This window comes from Streptomyces graminilatus (genome assembly GCF_001418565.1).
Lineage (GTDB): Bacteria > Actinomycetota > Actinomycetes > Streptomycetales > Streptomycetaceae > Streptomyces > Streptomyces graminilatus.
The window spans coordinates 1-13,011 of the sequence record NZ_LIQQ01000125.1 but is presented as its reverse complement, the minus strand read 5'-3'; the positions used below and the strand labels follow the sequence as shown (position 1 = coordinate 13,011).

The 13,011-nt window shown below is 71.4% G+C and carries 13 protein-coding genes; all 13 read right to left on the bottom strand.

The genetic code is table 11. The features are described from left to right. Positions 1-67: 67 nt before the first annotated feature. Positions 68-745 (bottom strand): hypothetical protein, encoded by a 678-nt coding sequence (locus AOK08_RS12050; RefSeq protein ID WP_055525500.1) that lies wholly within the window; start codon positions 743-745, stop codon positions 68-70. A gap of 130 nt (positions 746-875) precedes the next feature. Further along, complete coding sequence (locus AOK08_RS12045; RefSeq protein WP_079053984.1) at positions 876-2,111, bottom strand: ATP-grasp domain-containing protein; 1,236 nt, start codon at positions 2,109-2,111, stop codon at positions 876-878. A 77-nt stretch (positions 2,112-2,188) separates the two neighbouring features. Then, the gene (locus AOK08_RS12040; protein ID WP_079053983.1) at positions 2,189-3,451 is read right to left on the bottom strand and encodes an MFS transporter; all 1,263 of its coding nucleotides are present in this window, start codon (positions 3,449-3,451) and stop codon (positions 2,189-2,191) included. A gap of 5 nt (positions 3,452-3,456) precedes the next feature. After that, entirely contained in the window at positions 3,457-4,734 is a 1,278-nt protein-coding gene (locus AOK08_RS47215) for a hypothetical protein (RefSeq protein WP_241826925.1), read from the bottom strand. 118 nt (positions 4,735-4,852) lie between these two features. Continuing rightward, positions 4,853-5,362 (bottom strand): hypothetical protein, encoded by a 510-nt coding sequence (locus tag AOK08_RS12030; RefSeq protein ID WP_055525498.1) that lies wholly within the window; start codon positions 5,360-5,362, stop codon positions 4,853-4,855. 64 nt (positions 5,363-5,426) lie between these two features. After that, entirely contained in the window at positions 5,427-5,924 is a 498-nt protein-coding gene (locus tag AOK08_RS12025; protein WP_055525497.1) for a hypothetical protein, read from the bottom strand. 28 nt (positions 5,925-5,952) lie between these two features. Beyond that, positions 5,953-6,729, bottom strand: a complete 777-nt coding sequence (locus AOK08_RS12020; protein WP_055525496.1) for a hypothetical protein — start codon at positions 6,727-6,729, stop codon at positions 5,953-5,955. A 97-nt stretch (positions 6,730-6,826) separates the two neighbouring features. Continuing rightward, positions 6,827-7,972 (bottom strand): hypothetical protein, encoded by a 1,146-nt coding sequence (locus AOK08_RS47210; RefSeq protein ID WP_241826924.1) that lies wholly within the window; start codon positions 7,970-7,972, stop codon positions 6,827-6,829. A 141-nt stretch (positions 7,973-8,113) separates the two neighbouring features. Next, positions 8,114-8,812 (bottom strand): hypothetical protein, encoded by a 699-nt coding sequence (locus tag AOK08_RS12010; protein ID WP_107100924.1) that lies wholly within the window; start codon positions 8,810-8,812, stop codon positions 8,114-8,116. A gap of 27 nt (positions 8,813-8,839) precedes the next feature. Further along, on the bottom strand, positions 8,840-9,361 hold the full coding sequence (locus AOK08_RS12005) for a hypothetical protein (RefSeq protein WP_198539247.1): 522 nt from the start codon (positions 9,359-9,361) through the stop codon (positions 8,840-8,842). Then, complete coding sequence (locus AOK08_RS12000) at positions 9,358-10,929, bottom strand: P-loop NTPase family protein (RefSeq protein ID WP_055525494.1); 1,572 nt, start codon at positions 10,927-10,929, stop codon at positions 9,358-9,360. Before AOK08_RS12000 ends, AOK08_RS12005 begins: the two co-directional genes overlap by 4 nt. A 27-nt stretch (positions 10,930-10,956) precedes the next feature. After that, entirely contained in the window at positions 10,957-11,409 is a 453-nt protein-coding gene (locus tag AOK08_RS11995; protein WP_055525493.1) for a DUF6238 family protein, read from the bottom strand. Positions 11,410-11,443: 34 nt separating this feature from the next. Then, positions 11,444-12,916: an SCO6880 family protein gene (locus AOK08_RS11990; protein WP_055525492.1), complete on the bottom strand. Its 1,473-nt coding sequence runs from the start codon at positions 12,914-12,916 to the stop codon at positions 11,444-11,446. Positions 12,917-13,011: the final 95 nt, after the last annotated feature.

Here is a 13,011-nt window from a genome sequence, read left to right as displayed (position 1 = left end):
GGCGCGCGGCGCTCTTCTGCTGGTCATCGGGGCAACTCCTGTTCGGGGGAGGGGTCGGTGATCGAGGTCATCGGGTGCGCGGCGACCGGGGCGGCGGCGCGGTGGCCGGTGGTTCGGACATCGCGTCGGCGGAGGGCGTGGCCCGCCGGGTGGCAGCGTGCGGGGAGGAGGCGCGGGCGGCTCGCTGCCGGTCCGCTCCTGGGTTCTGGGCGGCGGACGGTTTGGTGTCTGCGACCGCGTCGTCACCGAGGGCGTCGCTGAGCAGTTCCCGGGTCCGCAGGACAGGCACTTCGTCGCGGTACTTGGGGTCGCCGAGTTCCGCAGGACACGCGGCGACCATGTCCTCGGCGACCTCCAGCTCCTCCTGGACGTCCCGCAACAGGCGGGTGGCGGCGGCCAGCCGTGTCCACGTATCGAAGGTCGGGTTGTGGTGCGGGTCCTCGAAGGTCAGGCGGGCCCGGGTCCAGTCGGCTGCCGCGGCCACAAGCTCGGTCAGCTGTGGGAGGGCCCCGACCAGTGCTCCGTTGACCTCCTCGATAATTCCGGCGACTTCATGGGGAGTTGCTGTCTCAGTGAGCCGGGCGATCATCCCCGGGACGGAGTACGGGGCGGCCGACGGATGGGGCAGGTATCGGAGCTGCAGGGGCGCGTCGGAGCCGGACGCCTCGCCGCCGTGGGCAAGCCGGATGTTGTGCTGCATCGCGGCGCCGATGGCCTCGCCGATGCTCGGGTAGAACTCGGGCACTGTTCCTCCTCGGTCGTGGTGTTGGATCGGCGCCGAGTAGGTGGGGAGAATGCGCAGTGCGTGCCCCACCTGGATGGCTAGGCCCCTCGGCCCTTGGCCGGCCTGATGGCGGATGGAGACAGCGCTCGGTTCACGCCGTGACCGCCAGAGTCAGCCCCTCTGTCAGGGCCTCCAGCCGGTCGTGGGCGGCGGCGGGGCTGTCGGCGGTGACGATGAAGAAGCCGACCCGCTTGGTGTCCAGATTTCCGTCCGGTGGCAGGGCGACCCGGTCGCCGATGGCGCGCAGCCAGGCCGCCTGGCGCAGCCACGGGCCATCGGGCTCGACGACCAGGTGCCGTGCGGAGAGGGTGCCGGTGGCCGGGGGATAAAGGATCTTGATCGCGGCGGTGGTGTGCGTCGAGGGCGTGAGGTCGGGCACCTTGCCGCAGGCGACGTCGGCGGCGATCCGGGGCAGGTCGAGGCCGGTGGCCAGATGGACGAGCTTGCCGATCAGGTCGCCGCCGATACGGGAGTTGACCTCGATGATCCGCGGGCCGGAGGCGGTGAGGCGCATCTCTACGTGCTGCACGCCGTCGGTGACGCCCAGCGCCCGCACGGCCTGGACAGCGGCGGGGGCGACCTCGGGCAGGAGCGGGTCTCCGGCAGTGACGGTGTGGCCAACCTCCTCGAAGTACGGCGGGAAGGCAACCTCCTTGCGGGTTACGGCCAGCGCCGTCGTGACGCCGTACTGGGTGACGCACTCCACCGATATCTCCGGCCCGGAGAGGTACTCCTCGACCAGCACGCCGCTGCCCTCCGGTCCTTGCTCACCGGCTCCGGCGGAGGCGAACTCCCAGGCAGCGGGCAGCTCCTGTGGATTGTCGACGCGGATCACGCCGATGCTGCCCGCGTGCGCGGAGGGCTTGAGGACGACGGGGAAGCCGGTGCGGTGCGCGGCAGCCGCCGCCTGGGCCAGGGTGCCGACGCGGGTGGACGTCGCCGACGGCACCTGCTCCTCGGCAAACCGACGGCGGCTGGTCGCCTTGTCCCGACAGGCGTTCATCGACGCCACGCTGTTGCCCGCAAGCCCTAGGCGGGCGACGAGTTCCGCAGTCGGGACCAGGGCGTACTCGTCCCAGGTGACGACTCCGGCGATGGGATGGCGCTCGGCCAGGGCCAAGCCGGCGGCGACCACGGCCGCAGGGTCGTGGGTGTCGGCGACCTCGTGGTCGACGACCAGGTGCTCCTGCCAGGTTGGCGGCTTGGCGTCGATCAACGCGATCGGATATGCGGCAGCGGCCTGCTCGACGCAGTAGCCCCGGTATACGGGGTCGGTTCCGCCGACGACTATCAGCAGCGGATCTCCGATACGAGTGCATCGGGACATGGGACAGCCTCCGTGGGGCGGGAGTTGGGAGTGAAAGGGAAGAAAGGTCGAGATTCACTGAGCCGTTGAGCCGCTGGTCACGGTGCGTCCGCCGGCTGGACTGGCTGCTCCTTGAGCACAGGGACCTGCAGGTGGGACCGTTCGCAGGCCGCTCGGTGCCGACGCAGGCCGCCGAAGCACCCGCCCAGTGCCAGGCCCTGCAGGACGGCGCACGCCTGCAACAGGTGCGGAAGTTCAGCGGTGGGAACGGCCGCGATCAGAGCTCCGGCCAGAGGAAGGGGCAGCAGCACCAGGATGATCGTCACCGCCAGAGTGGAGCCGAACGCCTGGGCGGGGATGAGGCGGGAGCGCAGCGTGCGCAGGATGACGGTCAGCGCGCCGTCGCCAGCCATGACCACCGCCACCGCCGCGGTGTAGGCGGTGAAACTCGGGGCCAGGGCGGTCGCCAGGCAGGCTGCCGTCGAGGCAGCGGCGGCCACCGCGCCTACCGGCCAGACCTGGAAGCAGTCGATCGCCCGGCGGGTGGCCGACACGGCGATCAGGGAGGCGACGGCTGCCGCGCTCCAGACCGCACCTACGGCGGCGGCGGAGTAGTGGAAGTGGTGGATGACCGTGATCGGGGCGGCGGCCTGCAGGACACCGGTGGCCAAGTTGGAGGCGGCCAGACCGCCGACCAGCCAGGAAAGCGCCGGGATACGGCGCAGGGTCCGCCACCCGGTCAGAAGACTGCTGGGCACCGGGCGGTGATCCGCCACGGTTCCGCCGCTCGGCGTGGTCGCGGCGGCGGTCAGAGCCAATGCCCCGACCAGGGTCAGCAGCACGGTCGGCCCCGCCAACAACAACAGACCACCCAGGAGCGGACCGACGAGCACCGCGCCCTGGTCGATCCCGGTCTGCACGGCCTGGACACGGTGCGCGGCATCGTCCAACCGGCGGCTGGCCTCGACACCGAGAGTCTCCACCGCGACGAAGGAGACCTCCGCCAGCAGCCCGGAGGCAGCCCCGAACGCCAGGACCACGCAGGTGGTCGCAGCTCCGGCGCTGGGGAGGGTCAGCAGCACCGCGCCGGCCAGTGCGACCACGGCGGTACGGACAAGGTTGGACGCTCGGAAGACGCGGCCAGCACCCCACCGGTCGACCAGTGATCCGGCGAAGGCGAAGGCGGCCAGGCGCGGCGTCCACTCCAGCAGGAAGGCGAGACCAGTCAGGGCGGTGGAGCCGGTGGTGATCAGGACCAGGAGCGGGATCGCGTAGGTGGCCGTCGTGCTGGCCAGGGCGTCGGTGGCCCGCATGAGGTAGGTGCGCGGCAGGCTGGCGGAGGGGGTAGGGGAGGAGAGCATCGGGGTCACCGGGTCCGGTGACCGGGGACCTGCGACGGATATACGGCCGCGCCGACCTCCGGTGCTCCAGCGCCGAGCGTTGAGGACGCCTTGGCCTTGGCCGCCGCAGGCGATGTGGCGAGCGCCGCACTTCGGGAGCCCGTGAGGGCTGGGGACTCCTCTCGCACTTCCACCTGGTCTTGCTGCGAGTCGCCGACACGGCGCAACTCGGTATCCGATCCGACGAGTTCCGACTGCGCCGAGCTGACGAACTCCGCAGCGAAGCCGAACCGGTCGGCCAGTGCATACGCCTCGTCGTCGAGGTCGGTTATCTGCTCGCCTGCCGCCTCCAGCGCTTCCCGGACGCGTTCCAGGGCGCCGTGCTCGGGATGAAGGAGGTGATCGACCGCCTGCGCAAGGCCGGCGCCGTTCTCGGCGGCCCTGATCTGGTCGGTCAGCCGCAGGACTTCGGCTCCGGCGGTGTAGAGCCCGAGAGGGTTGGCTGGGGTGGTCAACCGGCTGGTGTCGAGGTCGGGGTCCAGGTCGACGCTGTACCGGGCGGCGCGGAGCATCTCGGCTGCGTGGGAGGCGATGGCAGCGCGGTCAGCGGTCGGGGTGGTGGTCGGAAGGCGGTGGCGGCGGCCGTACCAGTCCTCGATCTGCTGGAATCCGGCGTGCTTGAGGAGCGTGGCGGACAGGTCGTCACTGGCGCCCCTCGCTGAGACGCTGCCGCTGGGCTCGATATTGATGGTGACGTAGGGGGCAGGAACGTGGGACTCCTGGGCGAGGGGTGTTGGGCGTGGGGCCAGGGGCAGGTGGCCGAGTTCGGTGGCGATGCGGTGGCACTCGGTCTGCAGGTGGAAGGCGTCGCGGTAGGCGTTGTGGAGGCTGCCGTCCTCTCGGGCGAGAGTGGCCACGACGTAGACCCGGTGGGGCTGGTTGCGCAGGGCGATCCACCGGCAGGCGTGCGGATCGCCGTCCGGGGCGATGCCGGTGACCGCCACCACCCGGCGGGCCACCTCGGCCCACTGCGAGTCGGTCAGGTCGGGATGCCGGAGGTCGGAGCGGACCGAGCAGACCCACACCGGCCGCTCGGGTGCGCGGGCCCCGAGACGGTCGACGGGTGCGTCGAGGGCGCGGGCGAGGTACGGCATGGCGTCGGGCTGGGCGAGCATCTCGATCGGGGCGCCGTGGCCGTCCCCGGCGATCAGGCGGGGGTTGGTGTGGTTGCCGCGCTCGCCCGGCCCGTACAGATACGTGAGCAGACCGGCGGTGTGGCTGGCGCGCTGCAGGTGGGCGATCACGGCGTCTACCTCGAAGGGGAGTGGCGAACGGGAGCCCGGGTGGCCGGGCCGTCAGGGAGAGAGGATCCGCAGAATCCGCGATTTGGCCCGGCCGGAGATGGGTGATAGACGCCTGCGGTCACCGCGGCTCGTCGAGGCCGTGGTCGTAGGCGAAGTCCGCGCAGGCGGAGCGGGCGAAGTACGCGTCGTTGTGCAGCCGGGCCCAGCGGCCGTCCTGGCGGATGACGGTGGCGACGATGTCGAGTCCGTGGGCCTGGTTGCGCAGGGCGGCCCACCGGCAGGCGGCCGGGTCGTCGTCCGGCTCGATGCCGGTGGCGTCGAGGACCTCACGCGTCAGCTCGAACCAGTCGTCGTCGTCGAGTTCCACGCCGGTGGTGATGCGGATTGTGCAGTGCCAGGTGAGCCGCTGGGACGCGGTGTGTCCGGTCCGCGGTTTCCGCAAAGCCAGGGGCTCGTCGAGCAGCAGCGCCAGGTACGGCAGGACGACGGTGTCCTGGGCGGTCAACTCTGGCGACCAGGCCGTGAGCAGGTAGGGGGCGAAGCCAGGCTCGCTGCGGTGGAGGTCGGCGAGCAGATCGGTGGTGCTCTCGGTGCGCCGCACATCGCAGCGCAGGGGGTACTCGGGCATGGGGTGTCCGCATCACTGGCAGGGAGAGGTATCCGGTGCCCCGCCGGGGCGGGGCACCGGGCGGTCAGAAGTGGGGGTTCTCGGTGGGCCGGTCGGCTACGGTGGCCGCCTGGAGCAGCTCGGTCAGGTCGCCGGGCTCGGAGGAGCGCTGGTCGATCCACCACCCGGCGCGGGTGATGGTGCGAGCCGTCGCCTCGATCTCCTCCCACTCCGCCTCGCTGGTCTCGCCTTCGAGGACCAGAGCGGTGTAGGCGGCAGCCAGGACCTGGTGGCGGCAGCGCACGCCCCAGGCGACGGCGCGCTCGCGGCCTTCGAGGGGCGGCATCCGGTACTGCTCCGACCAGGCATCGGACTCGGCCTGCTCTCCGGCGCGCTTGGCCTCCAGCCAGGCGGCCTTGTCCTGCTCGTCGCCCTCCTTCGCCGATCGCCAGCAATCGGTGCATTCCTGCTTGGCGAGCCATTCGGCGAAGCCCGCGCGACGGTCGGCTGCCCGGTCGGACAGGTCACGGGCGACGCTGTGCCCGCACGAGAAGTCGATGTGCCAGATGGTTTTCACGGCCATGGGAGCTTTTCCTTACGGGTGTTGGGTGTCAGCGGGTGCGGGAGAACGCCACGCGCGGGTCCACCGGGCGGGAGACCGGGACGGAGGCGGCGGGCGTGGGGACCGGAGGTTTGCCGGGCAGGCCGGCGCGGGCGGGACTGGCGGCGAGCGCGGCGGCGTTCATGACGGGGAACCTGCGGGGGGCGACGTCCGGGCTGCGTTCATGGCGCGCTGCCGCAGACGGTGCGGGCGGGCGGCGCGCGGTGATGTCCGGGACGAGGGCGGGCTGCACGGCGACCTGGAGGTCGGCGCGGTGCAGCGCCACGGTGGCCTGAGCTACCTTGCCGAGCGCCTGGCCACGGTCGGTGGTGATCGGCAGCGTGTAGATGTCCAGGCTCGGGTTATGCCGCCAGCCGTTCTCTTCCAGAATGAGTCGGCCGCCGAGAGCGGAGGAACCGTCGGCGGTGGCGGCGACCACGCCGAGCTGCGGATGCTCGGCGAACGCGACGTCCGGCTCAGCGCGCGGGGGCCGGTCGCGGGCGGGCGCTGGCACGGAGGCTAGAGAGGGGTCGAACGCGGCGTCCACATCAACTCGGTAGCCGGCCTTGCGCAGCAGCGCGACAGCCCGGGTGGCGCGGTCCTGCCCGTCGCGCTGCTGGTTGGCCAGCGCGTACAGGTTGGAGTGGTCGGGGATGGGGTGGAAGTCGAATCCCTTCAACATCCAGGCGCTCGCCGCCAGTTGCTTGGGGTTGGAGGCGACGATGCCGAAGTCGGGGTGGCGGCCGAATGCGATGTCGGGAAGCGGGTCGTGCTCGGGGGTGGGCATGGCGGATCCATCCGGTGCGGGCATGGGTAGAGGGGCGGTCGAGGGCGGGGATGGTTCTGCTGGTGCGAGTCATGGCGGGCTCCGAGGTGGGCAGTGGTCAGCGACCGGGTGCGGACGAGGGGCTTGCGGTCGGCAGGGCGGGACGTACGGCCCGAGCTGACGGCACCGCCGCCGGGGTCATGCGCCGTGCGGTCGGCGAGACCGCGAGAGCGGCGGCGACGCGGGACCCCGCAGGCTCCTCCGGAGCGACTCGGTCCACCCGGACCAGGACCTTGTCGGGGTGGTAGGTGTGCCGGTCGGCCAGATCGCCGCGCATGGACCGAATCTCCAACGCGTAGGAGTCGAGCTTCTTGGTGATGTAGCGCAGTCGGTTCGCGTAGTGGGGATCGACGGGTTCGCCCAGGCCCTCCCACCAGTCGGCCGTCGTGTTGAGGGACTCCACGACGCGCTGGAGAACGCCGTCACCGGGAGCGGTCAGCTCGCTCAGTGCGGCTACGGCCTCGCTCGTATGTGCCGCCGACTGGATGGACTCGGTCAGGTAGCCGAGCCGGTCGCCGAGGCTGAGCCCGTGATCGCCAGGGGGCGGCCGGCTGGGGTCGAGCAGGTCGGGATCGCAGGAGACGTCGAAGCCCTCGGCCTGCAGCATGTCGAAGGCCCGGGTCACCATCTCCCGCTGCTCGACCAGGTTGGTCATGGCCGAGGGCAGTCGGTGGAAGCGTTCACGGAACAGCACGACGGGGACGAAGCCCGCACGGTGGAGCACTGCGTCGGCAGCGCTCTCCTGGGCGAGTCGCCGGGGTTCCGGTCGGGGTGGCAGGCCGAGCAGATCCAGGCGAGCGTCGAGGGCGGCGAGCAGGCGGGGGACGCTGCCGCCGTACAGGGCGTGAGGACCGTCGGGCTCCGAGTCGTAGATCACTTCGTGGAGCGTGGAGTCATCGGGATGCCCGCGCGTCACCAACCAGCTCTCCGGATACCCGGGCGGGTGGTCGGTGGCCGGTTCCTGGGGCGGAGAGATGATGAGGGCGCTGCCGTCGGGAAGTTCGGCGCGGACGATGTAGTCACTGAGGCCGTACTCGACGGTGCAGGCCAGGCCGCGCTGCCGAAGCGGTGTGGTCAGGTGGCTGTACTGGTGCTCGCGCTCCGACGTGCCGGCGGCGGCTTCCTGGATGAAGGATTCGCTGGTGCGCGCAGTGATGCGTGTGCCCTCGCGTTGGAGGGTGACCAGGGTCTGATCGGGGCGCATGTGGGCTTCTCCGTGGCCGGTCGTCCCCAGCGGCCGACGGCGGGAAGCCGCAGCCGGGCGGGGGCTGGTAGGGGTAGTGGCGTTCGTTGAGGATCCGGCGATCGGGCGGTTTGGCCTCGCCGGAAGGCGGTGCTAGATGCGTCAGCGCGAGCGGCGTGCGGCAGGGGGGTCCGACGCCGCCGAGGCTGGCGGCGAAGTGGGAGAGGCACCGCGTTGGCCGGAGGCGGATCGGGCCAGGGCCGCCTGGACACGCCCGGTGTGCGCAGACTGGGCGACACCGATCCGGTCGGTCAGGTGATCGGCAGCCCTGGCCAACGCCGCTCCGCTGTAGCTGAGTTCGTCGGCGTAGTGCCAGCCTTCGGAGTTGCGGATCTCTTGGGCCCGTTCCTCGTAGAGCTCCCGCGACCCGGGCATGGAGCCCTCCATGAGCGCGATGACCTGATCCCACTCGTGGCGGATCTCACCCGCCCGCGCCAGTACGGAGTCGATCCCCCGCAGGCGCAGCAGGTCGGCGCTGATCGCGCCGTCAAGGTAGTCGGCCGGTTGTGCGGTGGCCCGTACACCGGCGAGGACTTCGGGGCCGTGGGTCAGAAAGGTCTCGACGTGCTCCCAGGCGGCGGCGTCCCTGGCCACCTTGCCGTCGGCGTACCTGGTTTCGTCGACGGGCCAGCCGTCTTCGTCGCAGTACGAGTCCGAGACGGCATCCCATCGGTCTGACGCCTGCCTGATGCCGTCAGCGGCGGAGGCCAGGGCCTGGACGCGCACCCGCCATGCCGCCTGTTCGCTGGTGTCTTGCGGCTGGCTGTCAGGGGAGGTGGAGGAGTCGGGAGAGGTGGGCATGGTTGTTCCTGTTCCTGTACGGGTGCCTCACCGCGAACGCGGCAGCGAGCGCGCGGTGGACGATGAGACGGGAGCCGGAGCGTCGCTCTGCTGGCCGGGGGAAGTTCCCCGGGCCGACGCCGCTGGCGAGAGGCTGGCTGCTGCTGCCGCTCGGTGCGACCGGGAGCGGATCTCGTGGCCGACGTTCTCCCCCACGAGATGCAGTTCCTCACCGAGGTCGGTCAACCGGTCAGCGATGGCGTCCAGTTCGCACGCGCTGCTTCGGGCACCGTGGGAGCGACACCACTCGGAGGCGGTTTCGAGTATCTGGTGCAGGCGGGCCACCGCGCCGAAGTCCTCCGTAACGGCCTCGTAGAACAGGCCGGTGAACTCCTCGGTTCGGGCTGCGGCGAGGCGGTCGTTCGAGTCCGGGGCCGGTGCGCCGCTGTCAGGACTCGCGGCCGGCCCGGTCGTCGGGTGACGCTGGGGTGGGGCGGCGTTTTCGGGAACACCGAACCGGAGACCGGGGACGAGCCCGGACCGGGAACCCACGACCCCACGTAGACTCATCGCCGCACCTCCTTGCGCTGCATGGGAATTGAGAAGCCGTCAGTTGCAGTGAACTCACGGGGGTTGGCGGACATGCGGGCGTCGGTGTCGAACAGCTCGCGTTCGGCCGGATGCAGGATGTGCTGAGTGATGAAGCTCCGACCTGCGACTTTCCACAGACCCCGGCCCTTGGTCAGGGCGGACACGGCCTGGGTTTCGACGCCGGTCAGGCCGAGCAGCGACGCGGCGGCGGCGAGCTGGTCGGGCTCCTGGCGGTAGATGATGCGGGTGGAACAGTCAGCGAGGAGGCCCTCCGCCAGCACCCGGCCGCGCGAGCCGACGTCGCCCGCGCTCAGTAGATCGCTGAGGCGGTGGATGACCATCAAGTTCGCGATACCGAGACCTCGGCTGAGCTTCCACTGGCTCTGCATGCGCTCCAGCAGGCCGACATGCCTCATCACACGCCATGCCTCGTCGTAGATCACCCACCGCCTGCCCCCGTCAGGGTCGGCGAGCGCGGACTCCATCCAGGCGCTCGCGCAGGTCATCGCGAGGACCAGCGCGGTGTCGTCGCCCGAGCCGCCGAGGCGGGAAAGGTCGATGGACAGCATCGGGGTGGTCGGGTCGAAGACCACGGTCGAGGGCGCGTCGAACATGCCGCTCAAGTCGCCGTGAACGAGACGACGGAGTGCATGCGCGAGGTCCTGTGCGGCGGGCCCCATATGCCCGGCCTGGTCGCCGAGGGCCCGGTCGAGGCGCTCGGGCGAGCCGAGGGTGTGCGCGATCTCGCCGAGCAGCGGCACGGTGCCGCCGGCCTCGGCTTCGGCGACGACCAGGTCCAGCGCGAGGTCCAGGGCAGTGTGCTCCATCGGTAGGAGATCGCGCTTCAGCACGGTGCGCGCGAGGCCGGCCAGGAGCAGGAGACGGCGCTTGCGGACCTCGGTCGACCAGTCGTCCTTGCTCACCGCGGCTGGTCGGGCCGGAGCATCCAACGGGTTCAGCCTGCCCGGAAGCCCCGGTCCCAGGGCGATGCTGTAGCCGCCGAGAGCCTGCGCGACGGCCGTCCACTCACCCTTGGGATCGCACGGCACGTAGACCCGGTAGCCGTGGGCAATCGCCCTGGTGGCTATGGACTTGGCCAGCGCGGACTTGCCCATGCCGATGATCCCGGCCAGGACCGCGTTGGGGTTGGTGAAGCCTTCGATCCGGCCGCTGCTGTACAGCGAGAACGGGTCGTAGCAGAACGCGGCCTCCGCGTGGACATCGCGGCCGATGAAGATGCCCTCCGCGCCCAGGCCGCCCTCGGCGAGGAACGGATAGGCCCCGGACACGGTGGCGGTGGTCATCCGATGGGCGGGCAGGCTGAGCTTGCCGCCGCGTGCCGAGGAGGAGCCGGGGCGTCCGGACGGCGGATAGGTGGGCCGCAGCTCCGGGTCGAGGGTTTCCTCGTTGCGGCGCTTGGGCGGAGCTCCGGCGAGGCGGGCCTGGCGTTGGGCCTCGGCGAAACCGGCGCGGGCGGCTCGCTGCTCGGCACGCGATGCCTTCCGGGGGACGAACAGGTGAGAGGCGCTGGCGCGGGTACGGGGCATGAACGTTTCTCCAGACGGAAGGCAGGGTCAGTGGCGGACGAGGCCGGTGAACGGCGCGTGGAGGTCGGCCGGCGTGGTGCGGCGGCGGACCAGGTGCGCGGTGCGCTGGTGGCGCTGGCAGATGGTCAGCTCCGGTGCGCCTTCCGGCAGGCCGGCCTGGCACGCCTCGCGTTCCGGGACCTCGCCGGAGTCCGACCGAGGGGCTGCGTGGTAGGCGGCATGGGCGTGGTCGGCGGCCTGCCAGATCCGGGTGCGGGCGGCGCGGAGGCGGTCGCCCTCGATCGGCACGAGCTGGCCGGTGCGGGCGGCGTGGGCGTCGAACAGGCCGTGCAGCGAGACGAGGTGGGCGTGCAGGGCATCCAACTCGGCGCGGGTGGTGACGAGCGGACCGCCTGGAACGTTGAGCGCGCGGTGGAAATCGAGCGCGGCGCTGGCGAAGGGCACGAAGTCCTGCGCGGTCGGGCTGGCGGTGCGGGACATGGGGGTGCTCTTTCGGAAGGGAGGAAGGCCGGCATCAGGCGGCGAGAGCGAGCGGCATGGCGGCGGCGGTGAACGCTTCGGCCTGCTGCCAGGTGAGCGGCCTAAGGTCGAGCTGGGCGCCGACCGCCGCGGTCTCGACGACCGCGCAGGCGGAACGAAGCTCCTCCTCCGTGTCGGCCGAGACGGTCAGTAGGCCGGTCAGGGCGACATCCGCGTGGCCCGCGATGAGCTGGCGCTCACGGGACTTGATGTCCTGGTACTCGATCGAGTCCGCTTCGGAGTCGACCTGGCCGCGCCGCGCTCGCTCGGCGGCGTCCGCGATCACGGTGGCCTTCTTTCGCTGGACATCGCGCAGTGCGGCGTCCAGCCCCTTCGGCTCGTACGACAGCGACAGGGTCCGCCGTACCCCGGCGGTGAACAGGAGCTGATGCAGGAAGCCCGCCGACGTCTCGGTGCGGGGCCAGTTCTCCACCCAGTACGTGGAGTGGACGGCGGAGTCGGTCGCGATGTGGTCCGACTTCTCGACGACCACGACCGGGCCGGCAGCGGCGGGGTCGGCCTCGGGACGCCCGGAGGAGGACCAACGGTCCAGTGCAGCAAGGGCCTTGGGGTCGTACGCCGTTCGCACGACGGCCGCGATCTCGTGGGCGGTGAGCCAGCCGGTGGGGTTGAGCCCGGCGGTGCGCGCGGCCTGGTCGAAGGTCGAGGTCAGCTGCGCCAGGACGCTGAAGGACCCGGTCAGACCACCTCCGGCCTGGTTGATCAGGCGTCGCGCGGCCTTGGCGTCCAGCGAGATGGCGACGTATGCCTCGTGCGGCGCCGCGGCCGGGCCAGCGCTCTGGATCAGCTCGCTGTAGATCGCGCCGGCCACCGGAGCGTCGGGCTGGCCGTGCTCCTCCCAGTACCGGCGAAGGGCGTCGCCGGAGTCCGGCACGGTGCGCTCGATCACCTGGATCCGGGCGACCTGACCGGTGCGGGCGAGCGCGGCGAGCGTGCGTCCCCAGCCGTTGACGTTGGCGTTCTGGGTGCCCGGATCGAGCAGCGCGTAGGCGTGGGAGGACACCTTGACGACGGCGGTCAGCGTACCGGTGTGGGGGTTGTGGACCGCGCCGTACCGGCGGTCCGGGGCGGTAACTACGCGCAGGCTGGCGGCGGTACCGGGCAGGTGGAGGAGTCCTTCGCGGACCGGGCGGCGGGAGGGCCGGGCGAGCCAGATCAACTGGCCCCGCATCCGCCGGAGCACGTACCGGGTGACGATCGGAGCCCAGTCGGCCAGGGCTCGGCCCCGGTAGCGAACGAAGACGAGCAGGGCGATGGTGGCCCAAGCGGGGATGAGTTCGAGGGCGCCGACCACGCCACGGGCGAGGATGACGGTGAGCAGGAGCAGGCCGGTGAGGCTCACGACGATCAGTTGCGGGGCGGTCAGGCCGAGCAGGATGCCGCGCCTGCTGCGGTGCGGGAACTTCACCGTGGCCGTGGTGGCTTCGGCCTGGGGGTTGTCAGACATGGCGGTTCCAGACAGTGGGAACGGGCGGGAAGGGGCGGAAGGCGCGGCGCTCTTCTGGAGGTCATGGCAGGACTCCGTTTCGGGTGGTCGGGGGC